Source organism: Brevundimonas sp. (assembly GCF_032017145.1).
GTDB lineage: Bacteria > Pseudomonadota > Alphaproteobacteria > Caulobacterales > Caulobacteraceae > Brevundimonas.
In genome coordinates, this window is the sequence record NZ_DALZQC010000019.1 from 21,737 (window position 1) to 39,638 (window position 17,902).

A 17,902-nucleotide genomic window follows, 5' to 3' on the forward strand; every position below is an offset into this window, starting at 1 on the left:
GGAGCGCGTCCGCCGGAGAAACCGCATTCTCATCCGAAGGTTGGGCTGGAACCATCATCAAGCCCGCAGCAATCTCCTTGGGTCGACGACAACCCGTGTGGAACAGCAAGCTTGAGCGGATACAGACTTTCCAAGCGCAACACCGCGCTATCCAAACGGATCGCGCTGCTGATCGGTGTGCGTGATTACGAAGGCGAGGACGCCTTGATTACGCCTCTCGAGGACGTCCGGCTCGTCCGAACCGCTCTGGAGTCCCGCTCATTCGCCTGTCACAGCCTCGAGAACCCCACGCTGGCCGAAATCATGGAGGCCGTGGATCGGTTCACCGCTGACAATCGGGATGCCGATCACGCCGTCCTGTACTTCTCCGGACATGGGTTTGAGCACTTCGGCAAGGGCGTTGTTCTGCCGATCGACTTTCCGTTTCCGCTGACGGCTTGGGGCCTGCATCAGTTCGGGATGCCAGTGTCAGAGTTGGAGGAGGCCTTCAGGCACTGCGCCGGTGTCGGCGTGCTGGTCCTCGATGCGTGTCGTGAACCGCTGGATCCGGCCGAGGTCGAGCGCTGGACCCAGCTCGGCGCCCGGCAAGGCGGGCCCGTCGGTGACCAGCCGAACCTTCTCGTGGCCTGGTCCACATCGGCGGGAGCCGTGGCCTGGGATGGGGAGGGCGTCACCAGCCGATACACCACAGCGTTCGCGGAGCAGGCGCGAGACCATACAATCGATCTGGATGATATGTTCGCGCGCGTGGGCAAGGCCGTCGACGCCGGCAGTCAGCGACAGCATCCCTGGGTCAAGTCCGGCCTTCGTTCGCCTGCGGCCTGGACCGATCTCCCACGCTTCCATGCGCCGACCATCGTGCAGACGCCCCTGCGAAGCATGGACCATGGGCCGTTGACGCTGATGCGGTCGCGCGATGGTGCCGACCTCCTGGTCACCGGGCGAAACCGCGCGCTCTGGAACATCAGGTCCAAGGACGGTGAGATGACGCGCGCGGCCTTGCTGCCCCACGATGCTCTCACGGCCGATTTTCTGCCCAAGGGCCTGGTCGCCACGCAGGGAGCCATCGGTGTGAGCATCGTACGGGCCGGAGCGACGGAGACCTGTGCGCTTGACCAAGACTACTATGGACTTCGGGCCGCACCGGGCGGAGCGCACGCGATCGCTTATGACACGGCGCGGCTCGTGATCCTCGACCTCTCCGGCGCCGCGCCTGTCGTGACGTCTCGCAGGGAGCTCCCCTTCGACCCTTATGGGGCTGTCTTCAAGGACGACAGGTTCGCCTGGGTGGTCGGGTCTCAAGGCGCCGTCGCGCGGATCGACGTCCAGACCGGCGAGTTCGTCGAGGTCACCCAGCGCAGTCCTCACGTCGATCATCTTAACGACGTAGCAGTGCTCGAGGACGGAGACCTGGTGATCGTCGGCAGCGACGGAAGCGTGCGAAGATGTCGGCCGAAGACAGGTCGGCCAAAGGTTCTCACCCGCACCCGCAATGTCGACTACGGCGGCTACGATCCGCTTCCTGACACGGCGTCGCTGTGTCTGGAGGAAATTTGGCTGGAGCGCCTCGGCGAGGATCATGCGCTCTTTTGCGACGTCTCTCCCGATGGGCCCCTTATCGCCGTCGCAATGGCAGACGGTGAGGTTCACGCCGTCGATGCTCGCGACGGATCGACTGTCACGCACTGGCCAGCCCGACTGAGCGATATGTCCTTGCAGGGCGTGGCGTTCACTGCCGATGGCGCTCTGGCCACGCTCCACGGCGACGGGGCGGTCACCCTGGCGCGTCCGAGGTGATGGACATGCAGCAAGTTCTGTACCCCGCCGCAGCCTGAGCGAGGGCAGCGCATCCATGTTCGAGCGCGCACCCTTTCGCGACTGCCCGGCCTGCTTCGCTCAAAGCTCACTTGGCGTGCTGTCGGTCGGCGGCTCCACGCTGACCCGCCGCTGCAAGAGATGCCGGCACGCGATCCGGGAACCCTTGCCGCCTGTCGACAAGGCGGTGATCTATCTCGATCAGTTCGCCATCAGCAATGTCTACAAGGTCTCGACCGGGACGCTCCGCGAGAGCGCCACCAGCCGATCCTTCTGGATCCGGCTCCATGACGCAGTGCAGCGCGCCTATCTGCTGCAGCAGGCCGTCTTTCCGGCGTCCAACATCCACGACGACGAGACCCTGGTCGCCGAGAGCATCGCCGACGGGCTCTCCCTCGCCCACGATATGCTGTCCGGCGACACGGAGTTCCACCGGGTCGAGGACATCGTCATGGCCCAGGTCTGGGCCTTCGCCGAAGCCTATGCCGACGGGAGGCCTCCGCCCGATCTCGACTTCAGCGTCGACGACATCCTCGACGGTGAACGCAATGACTGGATCCCCGAGCTCCACATCTCGACCAACATGTCTTTCACCCAGTTCGCACCGGGGGTCCGCGCGGGGCGCGACGCCACGGCGAGCGAGTTTCAGGCGCTTGCGGCGCACTGGGCGCAAGAGAAGCCTTCGTTCACGACGGTGCTGGCCCGGGAACTCAACAGCATGGCGAGCGCCAATCGCGGCGCGGTCCTGACCTCGATCGAGAGGGTGCAGAAGGGTATCGAGAGCGAGGACTGGATCGAGGTGTTCGAAGGCGGCGAGAGCGCGATCATGCGGCAGTTCCGACAGTTAAAGGTCTTCTTCGAGAAGCGCGGCATCGACCCGGGACAGTCCACCGCTGAGGTGGTGAAGTTCTGGGACTGGGCGGGGAACCACCAACAGCCCGCTCATCGGATTTCGTCCTACCTGTTCGCTGGCCTGGCGCGTCGGATCGCCAACAACCAGCGGCCGCCGGATCGAGGCACGATGAATGACATCCGGGCGATCTCGACCTACGGCCCCTATGTCGACGCCATGTTCATCGACCGGATGTTCGAGACGCTGCTGGGGGAGCAGCCGTTGGCCCGGGACCTCGAGATGAAGGCGAAGTTCTTCTCTGTCCGGAACGGCGACGCCTTCCTGAGCTATCTGGACGGACTAGCGGCGCGCGCCAGTGACGAAGTTCGCCATTATGCCGAGGAGGCTTACGGCTTCGTCTGACCCGTTGTCCTGGAGGTCGTCGGTTCGGGTGACCCGACCTACTCGGTTGCCGACTCGAGCGGCGAGCTATCAGTGAGAATGTCGAAACGAGACCCGGTGACCGGGTCGGCGTCGCGCAGCCGGATCGGGATAATTTCGCCGGTTTCGAGCTGCAGCGTGACGTCGGTCGCATAAAGCGCGTCGCTCAAATCAAAGTCCCCGGCGATCCGGCCGTAACCACCGGTCCCCGTGGTCTCGAAGTTGTACTTTACCGGCTCGGTGCGCTCAGCGAACAGCAAGACGCCCAGACCTTCGGCCTTCGTCATCTGGCTTCTCACTTCACCACGAACTCAATCAGGTCGTCCAAGCTCGGCGACTGAACAATCATCACGCCCTTGTAGGCCTTTGCACCGAAGTACGGCGGCGCATTGACGGCGGCGTGGTAGACGCTGTCGAGGCGCACGCCTTTCAACTGGATGCCCGCGTTCACAGCTTCATCGATGACGCCCGTCACGAAGGGACTGATGTCTGCCGTCGTCGCAGCCCCTGTCGTCACGGAGAGGGTCTTCGACCACGGGTACGAGCGGAAGATGTCAGCGACGTCCTTCGGATCTGGGAAAGGGGGCATGGAGACTCCGGGTTGCAATCGAACGTGTCGCAGCCTTACCCGGCGCCAGGCCTTCCGATCCAGCGCTTTCGGGAGACTCGAAGGCGGGCTGCCCTTTCCCGCCCTCGAGGGACGTTCTTCAACGCTCGCGAAGTGAACAGGACTATGCCAGACTGGTCGCCATGCGCACGAGACGCCGCTCCAGATATTCGCCCGCCCGACGCGCATCCTGTGCGTCGGCGCTGAGTTAGGTCGCTCGGCGACGGTCCGGGCGCGATGGACACATCCCATGCCCGGTTTCAGCAAAGACCATCGCCGTCGTCAGCACGGCCACACCTTCCCAGCCAGCCAATACGACGATCCTCGTGGAGGGCGCGCGTCCGCGCTTGAGCGGAACATCCTGCGGTACCGTTCGGTCGAGGCGACGCTCTACCTGTACTACGACGACCGGGTTCGCGAGTTTATGATGGCGAACGTCTACCCGCGAACCAAGCTTGCGCCCGACGCGCCTTTCTGGGAGCCGACGGAGGAACGTCGCATCTCCGCTCTGACGTCGCGCGTCCTGATGGACGCCGAGGGGCGCGGCGAGATTTCCGCGGACGACAGCGACATCATCCGCCGAACCCTCGCCAGCGAGTACAATCGGGGCCGGCAACTGAAGGCGGCGTTCGGCTGTGCGGTCCAGATCGGCATGTTCACGCGGGCGGAGGCCGATGAGCTTCAGGCCTTGATGAACTACCGAAACGACATCGCTCACCGCATCCACGAGGTCATGTCGGATGTGACCCGAACCACCTGGAACACCGACTACCTGTCGTTCAAGGCGCCGGCCTACAAGGGCGAGGCCCTGGACCGGATGCGAGCGTTCGCCAAGGGATTATGGGAGCGGTCGCGGGGCAAGTTCATCACCCAGTTGTCGATGAAGGGCGTGACGTTCGAGATGGCCGAGCAGGTCTTCGAGGACGAGCTGAAGCGGCTGGATGCGAAGATCCGCAAACTCGTCGCGGCCGAGAACAAACGGGTGGCTGCCCTGCGTGCGGAGCTCGACCTGACTGGAACCGAACTTGTCGGAGATCTGGCCCCGGGCTTCTACTACAATCAGCGTCCCAGCCGAACTTTTCGCGACGACTACATTCCGCCGACGGGCCACCTGACCAAGCGCGGCGCGGAAACCTGCTACCGTCTCTTCGACCTGAACAAGAGCCCTATGGCCGTCGCCTATCTGATGGGGATCACGCTCCGCTCGGCCGAACGGCGGCGTCGTGGCTGGTTGAAGGCTGGCGGCCATGACCGCGTGCGGGCGGAGGTAGAGCGTTATGATCTCGAACGGGGCGGACGCCGGCGCGAGGCCTGATCGGTCGAGCCAACAAAGGAGGCATACCGATGGGACTGACGAAGCGGATCTTCATCGACAAGGACCCGGCCTATGAGGCCGAGCGGAGAAAGCTGACAGAAGCCTGGTCGGCCCATGTCTCGGAGTTCGCATTCCGGATCCCGATGAAGCGAAAGAACCGCCATGGCTCCAGGCCCTACTGGGACCCGTTCTGGCCGAGCGCCGTCGCCGAGGCGGCGGGATCGCTGGGACATGAATCGGTCAATGTGAATGGCGGGATCTTCTTCCGCGACTTGGACCAGGCCAAGGCCGTCGAAGCGCTTGCGGAGCAGACCTGGTCGAAGCGGCGGGACGCCTATGCAGCCCGGTTGGCCGGGAGGTGAGAAACCGGCGGGTTCCACAATGGACCCGCGCCTCCGGCCGAACGACCCATAGTGACGTAGCCGTCGGATACCCATCTGGTCTCTTCGACCCGGCCCGACCTCCGCGTGGCTTCGGGTTTGGGAGGAGGGGCTTGATCCACCATGGGCTTGCAGCCGGACGAACTGCATCTGATTGACGCGGAACTCTGGGCGCGGACCCGGAGCGGCGCGCGCGCCGGCCGGGGCTTCCGGTATCAGGATGCGGTTTCGGCCTGGCTGGCGGCAGCGGCCTGGTCCGGCGACGCGGCATGGGTCACGGTCGTCCCGGAAGGCGTCGACGACGTCACCCTGCACGGCGAGGACCTGGAGACGCGGGTCCAGATCAAATCCCGGCACGACCCCAGAGGCCTGTTCAGCACGGCCGAGATTGCCGGCTATGTCGCCAAAGCGGCGCTCGATCTTCCCGACCGGCTGGAGCGATGACCCCAGATGCCGGATCGCGGTTGTCCTGGAGCGGCCGCCCGCCGATCTGGTGGAGACTGGCTTTCACCAGAGCCTCGCATCGTCGGGCCAGGCGCTGGATGCTTTCACTCAGGCGCTGAGGGTCCAGCTCCCCGACGGCTTCGATCTGGACGCGCTGCGGGGCCGGATCAGCGTGGTCGTTGAACCCGAGCCGCTCACGCGTTGCGCCGACGCCCTAGCTCCTTCGGGACTTGATCCGGCAGCCAGGACATTGGTCGCCCAGATGCTGCGGGACATCGCCGGTGAACGCGCCGATCGGAACTACCGAGCTGCGCCGCCTGCGATCTTCAGCCTCGGTCGAACGGATGTGCAGGAGCGGCTCGACCACGCCGCCGGTCTGATAGACCCGGCTGGATATCTGGACCTTACGGCCGGTTTGGCCGACGTCGCGGATTTCACGGCGGCGATGCCGGCCGAGGGCTTCTATTCCGGCGTCAACACAGCGCCCGGCCACGTCGGCGCGGGCCTCGTCTTCGATCGGCCCGAGGCCGTCGCAGAGGTGCTGGAGGCGCTCGAAAGCCGCAGAGCTGCTCTGGTCGTCGGACCCTCTGGCGCGGGTAAGTCAGCGCTCGCCTGGCTTGCCGCCTACCATTCTCGCCATACGGTCCGCTGGTATCGGCTGAGGGGTCTCAGGGAAGGGGATGTGGGGCGTATCGCGACCCTGGCCAAGCGCCTCGAGGCCACGACCGCGCGTCCGGTCGGCTTCGTTCTCGACGATGCGGGCCGCGACGCGACCGACGGCTGGGATGGTCTGGTCAAGGAGGTCGAACAGACCCCCGGTCTGCTCGCTCTGGCCACGGTTCGCGAAGAGGACCTGTTCCTGCTGGCGACCGCGACCCGAACCCGCGCCATCCGTCCGACCCTTAACGAGGACCTGGCGGCACGGCTTTGGGCGGCGCTGCACGCCCAGGGCTCGGTTGAGTTCGCCCACTGGCGAGAGCCTTTCGAGAAGAGCGAAGGGCTCCTGCTCGAGTACGTCCACCTGCTCACGGCGGGCCGACGCCTTGCCGAGACGATACAGGAACAGGTGCGGCGGCGTCTCGCCGAAGGCCGGGGAGCCGAACTGCGCGTGCTGCGCGCGGTCGCCTGCGCCTCGGCCCATGGGGGCGCGGTGGACCCGATCCGCCTCCGTGATCGCGAAAATCTCGACGAGATCGCCTTCGCCCAGGCCATGCAGCGGCTGGTCGATGAGCACGCCGTTCGGGTCCGTCCGGACGGGTCCATCGCGGGTCTTCACGAGATCCGCTCGCAGCACCTGGACGAGGCGGTGCGATCCCTGCTTGGGGACACGCCGGAGGTCGCGATCGCCGCGGCGCTCGCGACCCTCACCGCCGCCAGTCTGGCCGCCTTCATTGCGGGCGTGCTGCGGCGCTGGCCGGAGGCCGAGGCGGTGGTCATGGACGGCCTGGTCGAGCGCCTCGGAGACGCGGACGCCGCGACCTGGATCGGGGCGTTCCACGGCCTCGGTCTGGCCACGGCGGACGATGTGGCCGCGCGTTGGCTGGAGATTTCCAGGGAAGCCGAACTGGACGATCGCAGCACGGACACCCTGTTCACCCTGGCCTCGATGAATTCGGAGTTCGGTGACGATCCCATCTTCGCCAACTTTAACCGCGCGAGGGCCGCTTTCGCCACGCTCACGGTTCCGGATCGACGACGCGCGCTGCTCGACCGTATCGGGGACGGCGTGTCGCCGCCTGAGCTGAACTGGGCCGAGGCCAATGCCCTGGCCGCTGCGCTGCTTCCGCTTCACGGCGCGCCCGAGCCGCCGACCATGACCTTGGTCCCGCCGGAACTCGGCGATCCCGACCTGGACTCGCTGATACCTCTCCTTGAGACGGCGTGGATGCGGGGCGTTGAACCGGCGCAGACGCTTGTCGACGCCGCAGGCGGGACCGAGCATTTGCTGGATCGTCTCTATGTGGAGACGGCGTGGGCGACGCCTCCGACCCTCGGAGAGTTTGAAGGGCAGGCCGCCGTATTCTCGAACCTGAAGTTTGTTCACCCCGAGGTGCAGCCCGACATTCACGCCGCGGCGGTCGCCTACTGCCGCAAGCTGGCGGCTGTGGCCCCCGCAGCAGAACGGATCGTCTGCGACGCCGTCTGGGCGGACGGCCAGCCTGCCGGGATGGGCGATCACACAATGGCGACGCTCAGGCTTGTCCGAAGGGCGGTGACACCGGACGCGACCGTTGCCTGGAATCGAGCGCAGTCCCGCGCCATCAGCCGGCTGGTCGCCACTGGCACCGCGACGGGGCGGGTCACCTTCCTGGCCTCGGCCATTCGGGAGGTCGCCGGCTGGGTCGAGCAGGCGGGCGACTTCTACTGCCGGCAGACGCGGCCTGACGCGCGCTGGCTGGCTCTGCTGCAGGTTCGCAAGCTCCTGACCACCTTCGTCAGCCCGCCGTCTGTCGAGAATGTTCAGGGCGGACCGCTCGCCGCCGGCGCGATGGCGGGTCGCGATTATCTGCATGGGTTCGTCACGGGGCTCGAGCGACTGATGACGGAGCTGACGGACGGGATCAGCGACAAGCCCAGCCTCATCGCCGCGCGGACCGTCGACCTGGCGCGCGAGGCGTTGAAGCTTCAGGACCCGGCCGTCTGGCGCAACACCGCCGAGCCCCCGATCGAGCCGCTCAAGGCGCTGGAGGCGACGCTCTGGAATATCCGCGCCGTCTTGGGCGACGCCGTAAACGACCCCTCGTCTCGCCAAACCGCCGCGCTCCAGTTCGGCACGGTGAGCCGTCGCCACAGTGTCCTGCAACGGGCCGCCGACAGGGCGCGAACGCGAGCCGAGGCGAGGATCGAACAGACGCGCGAAACCATCCGGGCCGCCCTTGAGGCGCGGGGAGTGACCGCCACGGTGATTTCGCGGCCGGCTGAGAAGGCGCGCGGCTGGCAATGGCCCGAGGTGGAGTATGCGGCGCTGGTTCCGATGGAGACAGTGATCGACGTGTTCCCGCTTGAGCCGGTGCTCGCGGAGTGCGGCCTGGCGCTTGACCTGGACGGCTCCCTGAGCCTCGCGCCGGTGGTGCAGGGGCACGTGGCGCCTATGGGGTTCGTCTACATCCGCTCTGTTCTTCCCCTCACCACCTTTTTGCAGGACTGGAAGGACCACCTCCCGTTCCCACCCTTGCCGGAAAGCGAGGCCCGGCAGCGTTTCGAGCGAGGCATCGATGCGGCCTTCGCCCTGTCGTTCATGAGCCGACAGCGGGATGGAGAGCTCAATGAAGAGGAGGAGGCCTTCTTCAGTGTGATGGCCGAGCGACTGGCCGCAGACCTCAACACCCTCGTCCCGTTCCTCGGTGACAATCCGCATCCAATGGTGGGTGATGCCGCCCTGTTTCTCTGCGAAGCGGCGCAGCGGGTCGCCACTGAGGCCTCCGACCAGACGATCTCTCCGACCTTGGCGGAGGATTACATCGGTGTGGTGCGAGGGGTGATAACGCCTTTTGCCGAGGGGCTTATCCTGGCCCGCTTGGGTCTGATCGACCATGAGGCGACCGAAGCCGCCGCAGAGCGTCCCGACGACAGTGACCTCCCGGCGGGATCCGACTAGACTACCGGCGCCCGGGCGGCCGACGCGTATGTCCAGATCGCGAGATCAAAGGCGGCGGCGCATGTCAGTTTCAACCATGTTCTCAACGCCCGGCGCACCTAGCCCAGGGCGGCGACGATCTGGTCGAGAGCGGCGGGCAGGTCATCGACGATGGTTGAGCCCTGAATGCGCAGGACCCGATAGCCGAGCGACTCCAGCCGGGCGGTGATCTTCGCATCCTTCTCTCGCTGGGCCTTGCGGGAATGGTACTGGGTCGAGTCGCAGAACACCGCGAGGCGTTGGTCCGGGAAGTAGAAGTCGGCGGTGGTGAAAGCGTCCAGCCGGGTGCGCAGCGCCGGGTCGTCAAGCATGTGATAGTAGGACGGGAAGGCGGACCCGTCGCCGAGGAACAGGGTTCGCATTTCCGGGAACAGCCCCCGGTCCGCCAAGCCTTGGGTGACGAACAGCTCAATGGGGGAATCTAGACCCCAGATACGTCGGGGGCGATCGTCCTTGAACGGGCGATAGAAGGACTTGGCCCGAAACTTGGCGTATCGGGCGTTGGCCTTTTCGCCCTTGAGACCCGCACCTGGCAGGAGCGGCGGATCCTCCTCCGAGACCGGCGCCAGCAGATAGCCGCCGGACACGAAGCCGATCTCGTCGGGGTGGCGGTCCTTGAAGCCGCCGCTCTCCATGAATGAGGCGGCGTCTCCGAACATCCCGCGATCACCGGTGAAAGGGTCGAAGCCCACATAGGCCGTTCCTTCGAAGGGAGAGGCCTCGAGCCGCATCTTTTCGATCCAGTCGATCGTCACGGTCTGCACCTCCCCCCGCTTCGAGGCGGGGACGAGGGAGATCGCATAGGGCCGTCCGATAATCCGATCTTCGACGACCTGGAGGGCGAACAGGTTGAAGGCGACCAGGACGAGCTGGAAGGCCGTCCCGTTCTCGCGGTGAAGCGCGATTTCGCCGGGCGACGGGTCGTCCCGCAACTCTCCGCCCGCGGCCTTCGCCATGCTCTCCGTGATCGGCTGGACGCCGGACAGGGTGTCCAGGTCCAGCCGAAGGATCTCGGGCAGTGCGCTTACATCGACCGACACCACGCCTTCGGGCAGGGCGGTGTAGAGCGCGTTGGCCGCAAGGCTTGCGGGCCGGTTCTCGATCACCTCGGCGTCGAACCCAGGTCGTATCCGCCAGCCGCTTCGCTCAAGGCCACCAGACGGTCGAGATCCGCGCTGCGGCCGGCATCTCGCTTGGCCTTGTAGGCGGCGACGTCGGTCGGGCGCATTCGCCGATGGCGCCCGATCTTGACCGCCGCCAGGTCACCCCGATCCACCAGCCGCACGAAATACTGGCGCGAGACGTTGAGAAGGTCCGCGGCCTCCTGGGTGGTCAGGAGTTGCTCTTCGGACATCAGCGCCACTCTGTGGCCCTCAGCCAGCATCTGGGCGGCCTGCCGCACGATATCGGCCAAGGCGTCCGGAACCGGGGCCTGGCGACCGTCGTCGACGTGGAGCTGGTAGTGCGAACCTCTCCGCGAGCCCGGCCGCGTGAAGAGATCGGCCACGCGAGCGGCGGCCGAGCGGTCGCCAACAGGCGCGCCACCCGAAGGCGTCTTGGGCGATGAGGTGCGGGACAGGGCGGGCATACCGGCAACATGGCTCCTAAACGCTACAAACGCAACCAGCCCCCCCTTCGTATTCCCCGACTTGCAGCACATCGGAGCACCCGAAGCACCCATTCAGCACGTCAGCCCATCGAGCACATAGGCCCGCCCGCCAAGTGGCCGACATTGTTGGGGAATTCCGCCCAGCGCCGCCTGATATGCGTCAAGTCGAGAACATTTTTTGACTTATATAAGTCATAACATCACCATTCTGAGTCTCAGTTAATCCGGTCTTCTGAGTACCGAAGCCTGACTAAGTGACTGTTCAAAAAGCATTTTCTGTCGATACTGAGCCTCAACAGAGGAACCAAACCATGGCTCGCATGAAGGCGGCGGCAATCAAGTCCAAGGACATCACGCTGCGGGACACCTACTGGCCCGACGCGGAGGACCGGTTGTGGGACCGTAGCAAGATGGACGGCTACGCAACCGTGCCCAAGACCCTGCCTCTGCTTATGCGGGCCATGGATGAATTGTCGAAGGGAAAGCCGCTCGGCGCAACCTATTTCGCGCTGTGGTGCTCGACCTGGGACAACGCCTTCGTGCGCCTCGGCCGCGCGACGGATCTACCCTATGCCTCGGGTTTTACCGGCGCCCGAGGGGTGCGGATCTGGCAGGAGCGGATGAAGCTCCTTGAATCCTACGGGTTCGTGGAGCTGCGCCCGAGCGGCGAGCACAAGTTGGGCCTGGCTTTCCTGCCGAACCCCAATCTCGTCCTCCTGAACCTCTGGCACAACCGAGACAAGGCGGGCGTCGATCCCACCGTGCCCGAGGGGGTCAAAGGCCTTCAGGAAGCGACCTTCACTGCCTTCTTCGAGCGGGCGCTCGACGTCGGCGCCCATGACGTCGTTTCCGAACACGCACGTCGCCTGAAAGCCGCCGCCCCTCCGAAGGCCGCCAAACCCGCCAAATCCACCCGACCAAAACCCAGGGCCAAGTCCGCCGACCTTCTCGATTGATCCCATGCTGATTGCCGTCCTCGATGCCGATGTTCTGTTTCCGATGATCCTGCGCGACACCCTGCTGCGCGCGGCGGCGGCGGAGCTGTGCCGGGTTCACTGGACGCACCGCATCCAGGACGAGGTTGAGCGCAACCTGGTGTCCAATCACCGCATGCCCCCTGACAAGGCCCAAGGGCTGCGTCGTGTCATGGAGTCGGCCTTCCCGGATGCTCTGGTCGAGGGCTGGGAGGGGATCGAGTGCGACATGCCCAACCACCCAAAGGATCGTCACGTGGCCGCCGCCGCCGTGAGCATCGGAGCGCCCGTCATCGTGACCTCAAACATCAAAGACTTCCGGCCGCTGCCGACTGGCCTGACCGCGATGACGCCTGACGCTTTCCTGACGCGGCTGCTCGACGATCACGGCGAAAATTTCATCGACGTGCTGCGCACTCAGGCGGCCGGTTACCGGCAGGAGCCGAAGACGTTGGCGACCCTGATCGATCATCTGGCCGGCATCGCTCCGGTCTTCGGGGCCAAGGCCCAAGCATGGATCCAGAACCAATGATCAACCCCACCGCCGATGCGCCGAATGTCGTGCGCGGAACCCACGAAGACGCCGCCGAGATCCTGCGGTGGCTGAAGGCGGAGTTCGACGTCAATCACGAGGGCTTCTGGAACAATCGCAACATTGTCGAGCGCGCCGTCGACAATGAGGAACTGTGGGTCATCCGGGAGGACGGCAGGGCCGTCGCCTTCCTGGTCGGAGGCTACGCTCCCGACATCCTCAATGTCCGCCAGGACCGACAGCGTCGCGGTCTGGGCGAGGCGCTGTTCGCCGCCGCGCTGGCGCGCGCGGAGGCCGCGAATGTGGTGGTGCTGAACATTACCTGCATGCCGCCCACCTCGCTCCCATTCTGGCGCAGGATGGGGTTCGAGCCCATTGGGCCGGTTTCCGAATGGGAGGAAATTCCGGCTCGGAGAGTTCTCGGCCGGAGCTTTGCCCTGCCCGCCGATCTGCCGAGGGTGACGGTCGAGGTCGGCTTCTACCAAGAGCGCGCTGTGCACGTGGATGGCGTTGAGCCGTTCGAGGTGCAGACCCTATCCGGCGCCGTCGCGACCGGCGGCGAGATCGCCCTGGAGCGTCGCGTCATCGGCCTGTCGCCCGACGCAGGCGACCTGGTCGTCAAGTTGGTCGTCGACGGGAAGGTGCTCTGTTTCGACAAGGCCAAATACCCGAAACCCGAAGCGCTGGGGTTCTGGAGAACGCCGGACGGCGCCTTTGTGATCGACGTCGTCGAACCGGCGAGAACCTCAGGCGGCGACTGAGGAATATACTCGCAGAAGCCCCCGAAACACGGCTAGATTCTCTCCCATGAAGACCAACCTCGACCATCTGCCCGAACGGCAACAGCAGGAGCTGGCGACTGTCCGCTCCACGCTGCTCAATGAATTCGAGGCGGCGATCAAGCAGGGCGCCGGCGGCACGGCGGAATGGCGCAAGGGCGGCCAGGTCCTGAAGATCATCCTGTTCGGCAGCTACGCCCGCAACGACTGGGTCGACGAGCCGGACAACGGCTACCTTATCTGATCATCATCAACCCGTGTGCACCCTTCCAGTTCGAAGCGCCGGACCGAGCGTCCGTCGCGATCTCATTCAGACCGTTGTGCTAGCACTGTAACTCTCGCCGCGCGCCATGACGGCCCAGGCGATCCGGGCAGTTTTGTTGGCCATGGCGACCGTGACGACGCGGGATGGCCGACGTTCAAGCAGCGACTGAACCCAACCGGCGGAAGGCGTCACTCCGGTTCGCGCGCGTCGGATCACCGACGTTGCTCCCACCACCAGGAGCTTGCGCAGATAGCCGTCGCCCTTCTTGGATATCCGACCCAGGCGATCTTTGCCGCCGGACGAGTTCTGCCGAGGGACCAAGCCCAGAAAGGCCGCGAACTCCCGACCGGACCGGAAGAGGCTCGGATCGCTGATGCTGGCCGCCAAGGCAGTCGAGGTGATTATCCCGACGCCGGGAATGGTGGCGAGGCGCTGGCTCGTCTGGTTCTTGCGATGCCAAGCGAGCAGGCGTCGCTCGAGCGTGCGGATTTGCACAGCCAGGGCATCCAACTGGACGGCGAGCGTCTCCATGGTCACCACGGCGGTCTCCGGCAGAGACGAGGAACTCGCTTCCCGCATCAAGTTCAGCAGGTCAAATACCCGGCGCGCGCCTTGAGGGACCACCAGACCGAACTCGGCGCAGTGGCTTCGGATCGCACGGATCAACGTCGTCTTCTGGCGCACCAACAGTTCCCGGGTCCGGTGCAGGGTGAGGACCGCTTGACGCTCCGCGCTCTTCACGGGCACGAACCGCATCGTGGGTCGGGTGACCGCCTCGCAGATCGCTTCGGCGTCCGCCGCGTCGTTCTTCTGGCGGCGAAGGTAGGCCTTTACATAGCTTGGCGGCATCAACCGCACCTCGTGGCCCAGGTTCGAAAGTTCGCGGGCCCAGTAGTGGGCGGTGGCGCAAGCCTCCATGCCGATCAGGCAGGCGGGCAGCTCTCGAAAGAAGCCCATCAACTCGGCGCGGCGTAGCTTCCTGCGGACAGTGACCTGTCCTTCCGAACTGACGCCGTGAACCTGGAAGACGCTCTTGGCGAGGTCGAGACCGATTGTGGTAGTCATCATGGTGGACGGTTCCTGTTCTGTGGCCGCGTAAGCAACGACCACCCTATGGCGCACTCGACGCCGGACACAGGGGCCGTCCACCCCATCAGCTTAACTCCCGCAGCCCACAACTTGCCCCACCCAGATCAGCTTAGGCGGCGGCCGCCGTCCACGCGGCATGCGCCTCCGCACCGAAGAGGCGCAGGGTGCGTCGGCTGGTGAGGTGTCGCTGAGTGTAGAAGGTGTTGTAGACGGCGGCGTGGGTGGTGAGGAAACGCTGGGCGGAAGACTGGCAGTTAAACAACTGCTGCTGTCGCTCTCGTCGTCGGATCGGCAGATGCGAGTTCTCCGCCCTGTTGTTCTCCCTCAGGCGACCTGCTCGGTGCAGGTGCTTCAGCCCCAACTCTTCAAGTGCTGAGCCGTACGAGCCGAGCCCGTCCGTGACGATGCTCTCCGGCTCCACGGGCTGGTTCCTCAGCAATCGCCGCAGGAGCTTCAGCGCAGCTTCAGTGTCTCGGCGTCTCTGCACCACCAGGTCCAGCACTTCGCCTTCGTCATCAACCGCGCGCCAGAGGTACATGCGTCTGCTGCCGATCGAGCAGACCATCTCATCCAGGCGCCAGCGCGGAGTAGGGCAAGGGCGTCGCTTCCTCAGCCGCCTTGCGATCAGCGGGCCGAACTTGATCGTCCAGCAGCGGATGGTCTCGTAGCTGACGTCGATCCCGCGCTGCGCCAGCAGCTCTTCCACGTCCCTGAGGCTCAGACTGAAGCGGAAGTACAGCCACACCGCGTGCCGGATCACCTCAGGCGGGAACCGATGGCGCTTGAACGACAGCGGCTTCATGGAAAACGCCTCCTCCTCAGGCGCTTAGCCGCGCCCCAAGTGGAGACTTTTTAGCGTTGGACTGACAGCACCCGCTGCTCGCCGATGCCTGGGGCGGCGGCTGACCCGACGCCGCCGGTCGGCGCGCGCGTTTTGAAACGACCGACGACCTCGCCGGGTCATTGCGCGTCCCGCTCCATCGGCTGGATGCCGAGGCGACGAAACAATACCTTGTCCTTGTCCGCCTCGGGATTGCCTGCGGTTAGCAGCGTTTCGCCAACGAAGATCGAATTTGCACCGGCGAGGAAGCACAACGCCTGCATCTCATCGCTCATCGCAGTGCGCCCTGCCGACAGGCGCACATGCGATCGCGGCATCATGATGCGGGCAAGCGCTATGGTGCGAACAAACTCGATCGGCTCGATGGGTTCGGCCTTGCCAAGCGGCGTGCCCTCGATGGGGATCAGCATGTTGATCGGGACGCTCTCGGGCGGCTCGGGCAGGTTGGCCAGGGTTAGAAGCATGTCGATGCGGTCGACCTTCTCTTCGCCCATGCCGACGATGCCGCCGCAGCAGACCTTGATGCCGCTGTCGCGGACATTGGCGAGCGTATCCAGGCGGTCGGCGAAGGTCCGCGTGGTGATGACCTCGGCGTAGTAGCGCTCGGACGTATCGATGTTGTGGTTGTAGTAGTCGAGGCCGGCCTGCTTCAGACGCTGGGCCTGGCCGGGATCCAGCATTCCAAGGGTCATGCAGGTCTCCATGCCGAGGGCCTTGACGCCCTCGATCATGGCGACAACGGCATCCATGTCGCGATCCTTGGGGCTGCGCCAGGCCGCCCCCATGCAATAGCGGGTGGCGCCGGCGTCCCGCGCCCTCCTGGCCTCGGCCAAAACGCGATTCACTTCCATGAGCTTCGAGGCCTTGAGGCCGGACTGGTGTTGAGCCGACTGGCTGCAGTACCCGCAATCCTCAGGGCAGCCGCCGGTCTTTATCGACAGCAGACGAGAGAGTTGCACCCGGTTCGGATCGAAGTTTGCGCGATGAACCGTCTGCGCCCGAAACATCAGGTCGTTGAAGGGCGATGCGTAGACCGCCTCAGCATCGTCGCGGCTCCATCGAAGCGGCTCGTGGGAATGCTCGACACTGGAATGCAGGTGCAAGTTCGCCGTCATGTGTGCTCCAACTGCCGACTTTACCGGTCATCTTGAGGGCGGACGACTGGCTTGTGTCAGGCGATATGATCCTCCGCCAGTGGTCCAAGCCATGCTACCCCTCGTGCAGATTAGTTATCGCTCAAATGTACTCGTCGACAAGCCTGGCATTGGTGACAGTGGGCGGGACCGAACGCCTCGGTCGCACTGCGTGTTTGTGCGGCGTGACGTGATGGTGTGGACGACCTCCACCTAACCAGCTGTTCTGGCGTGGTCGTCATCAGGGACGTCACGTCTAGGAGCGGTATCATGCAGACCATCGCTGTCGTCGGGCTCGATCTGGCGAAGACTGTTTTTCAGGTTCACGGTGTCGCCACAGACGGCACGGCCGTCGTGAGGCGGCAACTGCGACGCGGCCAGGTTGTGGGCTTCTTCCAGTCGATCGGCCCCTGCCTCGTCGGCATCGAAGCGTGCGCTTCGGCCCATCACTGGGCGCGTGAACTGATGGCGATCGGCCACGAGGTGCGGCTCATGCCGCCGGCGTACGTGAAGGCCTATGTGAAGCGCGGCAAGACCGACGCCGCCGACGCCGAGGCGATCGCCGAGGCCGTCACCCGGCCGACCATGCGGTTCGTGGCTGTGAAGTCGAAGGCCCAGCAGGCGGTGTTGATGCTGCACAAGACTCGGGACCTCCTGGTTCGCTAGAGAACGATGCTGATCAACGCGCTGCGGGGCCACCTCGGGGAGTACGGCATCGTCGCGCCTCAAGGCCCGGCGGGAGTGCAGGCAGCTCTGAAGGCTCTGCGGGAAGAGGATCAGGACCTTCCGGATCTAGCGTGTGCAGCGCTTGGCGGGTTGGCGGATCAGCTCGAACACCTCGGCGCAGAGATCGGCCGACTGGAGCGACGGATTCTTGAGTGGCATCGCCAGGATGAGACGAGCCGGCGGCTAGGCTCAGGACCCATTGATGTGAGGCGCTGGATCTGATTCAGGCTCCCGAGGAGTCTGGATATGAGTGACCTATATTGGCTGACGGACGAGCAGATGGAGCGGCTCCGGCCGCACTTTCCCAAGAGCCACGGCAGGCCCAGGGTTGACGATCGCCGGGTGTTGAGCGGGATCATCTTCGTCAACCGCAACGGGCTTCGCTGGCGTGACGCGCCAGCGGCTTATGGCCCGCACAAGACCCTCTACTGATCTTCCCCCGTAAAAGTGGACGGGGTTAAGCCGCTTTGCGCTCGGCCTCAG

The 17,902-nt window shown here is 65.1% G+C and carries 17 protein-coding genes and 2 pseudogenes; 12 read left to right on the top strand and 7 right to left on the bottom strand.

Annotated elements, in window-relative coordinates:
* Positions 1 to 111 precede the first annotated feature (111 nt).
* Both RTU05_RS05390 and RTU05_RS05395 read left to right on the top strand, forming a co-directional pair.
* Positions 112 to 1,797: a caspase family protein gene (locus RTU05_RS05390; RefSeq protein ID WP_287103984.1), complete on the top strand. Its 1,686-nt coding sequence runs from the start codon at positions 112 to 114 to the stop codon at positions 1,795 to 1,797.
* A gap of 55 nt (positions 1,798 to 1,852) precedes the next feature.
* Positions 1,853 to 3,070, top strand: coding sequence for a hypothetical protein (locus tag RTU05_RS05395; protein WP_312596399.1), 1,218 nt, complete (start codon positions 1,853 to 1,855; stop codon positions 3,068 to 3,070).
* 38 nt (positions 3,071 to 3,108) lie between these two features.
* Here RTU05_RS05395 and RTU05_RS05400 read toward each other — a convergent pair whose 3' ends face one another.
* Positions 3,109 to 3,375: a hypothetical protein gene (locus RTU05_RS05400; RefSeq protein WP_287106151.1), complete on the bottom strand. Its 267-nt coding sequence runs from the start codon at positions 3,373 to 3,375 to the stop codon at positions 3,109 to 3,111.
* Positions 3,376 to 3,383: 8 nt separating this feature from the next.
* Positions 3,384 to 3,677, bottom strand: a complete 294-nt coding sequence (locus RTU05_RS05405) for a hypothetical protein (RefSeq protein ID WP_287106150.1) — start codon at positions 3,675 to 3,677, stop codon at positions 3,384 to 3,386.
* 268 nt (positions 3,678 to 3,945) lie between these two features.
* Between RTU05_RS05405 and RTU05_RS05410 the strand changes: the two genes are divergently transcribed.
* The 4 genes from RTU05_RS05410 to RTU05_RS05425 all read left to right on the top strand — a co-directional run bounded on the left by RTU05_RS05410 (position 3,946) and on the right by RTU05_RS05425 (position 9,432).
* The gene (locus RTU05_RS05410) at positions 3,946 to 5,010 is read left to right on the top strand and encodes a hypothetical protein (RefSeq protein WP_287106149.1); all 1,065 of its coding nucleotides are present in this window, start codon (positions 3,946 to 3,948) and stop codon (positions 5,008 to 5,010) included.
* 29 nt (positions 5,011 to 5,039) lie between these two features.
* Positions 5,040 to 5,372 carry a hypothetical protein gene (locus tag RTU05_RS05415; protein WP_287106148.1) on the top strand — a complete coding sequence of 111 codons (333 nt, stop codon included), beginning with the start codon at positions 5,040 to 5,042 and terminating at the stop codon, positions 5,370 to 5,372.
* 147 nt (positions 5,373 to 5,519) lie between these two features.
* Entirely contained in the window at positions 5,520 to 5,834 is a 315-nt protein-coding gene (locus tag RTU05_RS05420; RefSeq protein ID WP_312596405.1) for a hypothetical protein, read from the top strand.
* The gene (locus tag RTU05_RS05425) at positions 5,788 to 9,432 is read left to right on the top strand and encodes a hypothetical protein (RefSeq protein ID WP_287106145.1); all 3,645 of its coding nucleotides are present in this window, start codon (positions 5,788 to 5,790) and stop codon (positions 9,430 to 9,432) included. Before RTU05_RS05420 ends, RTU05_RS05425 begins: the two co-directional genes overlap by 47 nt.
* Positions 9,433 to 9,530: 98 nt before the next feature.
* Here RTU05_RS05425 and RTU05_RS05430 read toward each other — a convergent pair whose 3' ends face one another.
* Together RTU05_RS05430 and RTU05_RS05435 are read right to left on the bottom strand one after the other, a co-directional pair.
* The gene (locus RTU05_RS05430; RefSeq protein WP_287106144.1) at positions 9,531 to 10,577 is read right to left on the bottom strand and encodes an endonuclease domain-containing protein; all 1,047 of its coding nucleotides are present in this window, start codon (positions 10,575 to 10,577) and stop codon (positions 9,531 to 9,533) included.
* Positions 10,574 to 11,059, bottom strand: a complete 486-nt coding sequence (locus RTU05_RS05435; protein ID WP_287106142.1) for a helix-turn-helix domain-containing protein — start codon at positions 11,057 to 11,059, stop codon at positions 10,574 to 10,576. The genes RTU05_RS05430 and RTU05_RS05435 overlap by 4 nt, the downstream gene beginning before the upstream one ends.
* Positions 11,060 to 11,391: 332 nt before the next feature.
* Here RTU05_RS05435 and RTU05_RS05440 point away from each other — a divergent pair, with 332 nt between their 5' ends.
* Genes RTU05_RS05440 through RTU05_RS05455 form a run of 4 tightly spaced genes read left to right on the top strand, consistent with a single transcriptional unit; the run spans position 11,392 to position 13,609 of the window.
* On the top strand, positions 11,392 to 12,036 hold the full coding sequence (locus RTU05_RS05440) for a hypothetical protein (protein WP_312596409.1): 645 nt from the start codon (positions 11,392 to 11,394) through the stop codon (positions 12,034 to 12,036).
* A gap of 4 nt (positions 12,037 to 12,040) precedes the next feature.
* Positions 12,041 to 12,586, top strand: coding sequence for a PIN domain-containing protein (locus tag RTU05_RS05445; RefSeq protein ID WP_312596411.1), 546 nt, complete (start codon positions 12,041 to 12,043; stop codon positions 12,584 to 12,586).
* Positions 12,583 to 13,347: a GNAT family N-acetyltransferase gene (locus RTU05_RS05450; protein WP_312596413.1), complete on the top strand. Its 765-nt coding sequence runs from the start codon at positions 12,583 to 12,585 to the stop codon at positions 13,345 to 13,347. Before RTU05_RS05445 ends, RTU05_RS05450 begins: the two co-directional genes overlap by 4 nt.
* Positions 13,348 to 13,393: 46 nt before the next feature.
* Positions 13,394 to 13,609: a hypothetical protein gene (locus RTU05_RS05455; protein ID WP_287103419.1), complete on the top strand. Its 216-nt coding sequence runs from the start codon at positions 13,394 to 13,396 to the stop codon at positions 13,607 to 13,609.
* 66 nt (positions 13,610 to 13,675) lie between these two features.
* Here RTU05_RS05455 and RTU05_RS05460 read toward each other — a convergent pair whose 3' ends face one another.
* The 3 genes from RTU05_RS05460 to bioB form a co-directional block, all read right to left on the bottom strand.
* Positions 13,676 to 14,698 (bottom strand): IS110 family transposase, encoded by a 1,023-nt coding sequence (locus RTU05_RS05460; RefSeq protein WP_287103420.1) that lies wholly within the window; start codon positions 14,696 to 14,698, stop codon positions 13,676 to 13,678.
* 130 nt (positions 14,699 to 14,828) lie between these two features.
* Positions 14,829 to 15,521: an IS6 family transposase gene (locus RTU05_RS05465; RefSeq protein ID WP_287103421.1), complete on the bottom strand. Its 693-nt coding sequence runs from the start codon at positions 15,519 to 15,521 to the stop codon at positions 14,829 to 14,831.
* 158 nt (positions 15,522 to 15,679) lie between these two features.
* The gene (gene bioB / locus RTU05_RS05470; protein ID WP_287103423.1) at positions 15,680 to 16,675 is read right to left on the bottom strand and encodes a biotin synthase BioB; all 996 of its coding nucleotides are present in this window, start codon (positions 16,673 to 16,675) and stop codon (positions 15,680 to 15,682) included.
* A gap of 288 nt (positions 16,676 to 16,963) precedes the next feature.
* Here bioB and RTU05_RS05475 point away from each other — a divergent pair.
* Both RTU05_RS05475 and RTU05_RS05480 read left to right on the top strand, forming a co-directional pair.
* A pseudogene (locus RTU05_RS05475) lies at positions 16,964 to 17,620 on the top strand (IS110 family transposase); the annotation flags it as partial.
* A 45-nt stretch (positions 17,621 to 17,665) separates the two neighbouring features.
* Positions 17,666 to 17,848 (top strand): annotated as a pseudogene (locus tag RTU05_RS05480) (transposase); the annotation flags it as partial.
* Positions 17,849 to 17,902: the final 54 nt, after the last annotated feature.

Excerpts from the sequence above, each read along its gene's own strand:
- RTU05_RS05440 (WP_312596409.1), top strand. The coding sequence starts at position 11,392 with ATGGCTCGCATGAAGGCGGCGGCAATCAAGTCCAAGGACATCACGCTG.
- RTU05_RS05455 (WP_287103419.1), top strand. The coding sequence starts at position 13,394 with ATGAAGACCAACCTCGACCATCTGCCCGAACGGCAACAGCAGGAGCTG.
- RTU05_RS05450 (WP_312596413.1), top strand. The coding sequence starts at position 12,583 with ATGATCAACCCCACCGCCGATGCGCCGAATGTCGTGCGCGGAACCCAC.
- RTU05_RS05445 (WP_312596411.1), top strand. The coding sequence starts at position 12,041 with ATGCTGATTGCCGTCCTCGATGCCGATGTTCTGTTTCCGATGATCCTG.
- bioB (WP_287103423.1), bottom strand. The coding sequence starts at position 16,675 with ATGACGGCGAACTTGCACCTGCATTCCAGTGTCGAGCATTCCCACGAG.
- RTU05_RS05395 (WP_312596399.1), top strand. The coding sequence starts at position 1,853 with ATGTTCGAGCGCGCACCCTTTCGCGACTGCCCGGCCTGCTTCGCTCAA.
- RTU05_RS05405 (WP_287106150.1), bottom strand. The coding sequence starts at position 3,677 with ATGCCCCCTTTCCCAGATCCGAAGGACGTCGCTGACATCTTCCGCTCG.
- RTU05_RS05425 (WP_287106145.1), top strand. The coding sequence starts at position 5,788 with ATGTCGCCAAAGCGGCGCTCGATCTTCCCGACCGGCTGGAGCGATGAC.
- RTU05_RS05410 (WP_287106149.1), top strand. The coding sequence starts at position 3,946 with ATGCCCGGTTTCAGCAAAGACCATCGCCGTCGTCAGCACGGCCACACC.
- RTU05_RS05465 (WP_287103421.1), bottom strand. The coding sequence starts at position 15,521 with ATGAAGCCGCTGTCGTTCAAGCGCCATCGGTTCCCGCCTGAGGTGATC.
- RTU05_RS05460 (WP_287103420.1), bottom strand. The coding sequence starts at position 14,698 with ATGATGACTACCACAATCGGTCTCGACCTCGCCAAGAGCGTCTTCCAG.
- RTU05_RS05400 (WP_287106151.1), bottom strand. The coding sequence starts at position 3,375 with ATGACGAAGGCCGAAGGTCTGGGCGTCTTGCTGTTCGCTGAGCGCACC.
- RTU05_RS05415 (WP_287106148.1), top strand. The coding sequence starts at position 5,040 with ATGGGACTGACGAAGCGGATCTTCATCGACAAGGACCCGGCCTATGAG.
- RTU05_RS05435 (WP_287106142.1), bottom strand. The coding sequence starts at position 11,059 with ATGCCCGCCCTGTCCCGCACCTCATCGCCCAAGACGCCTTCGGGTGGC.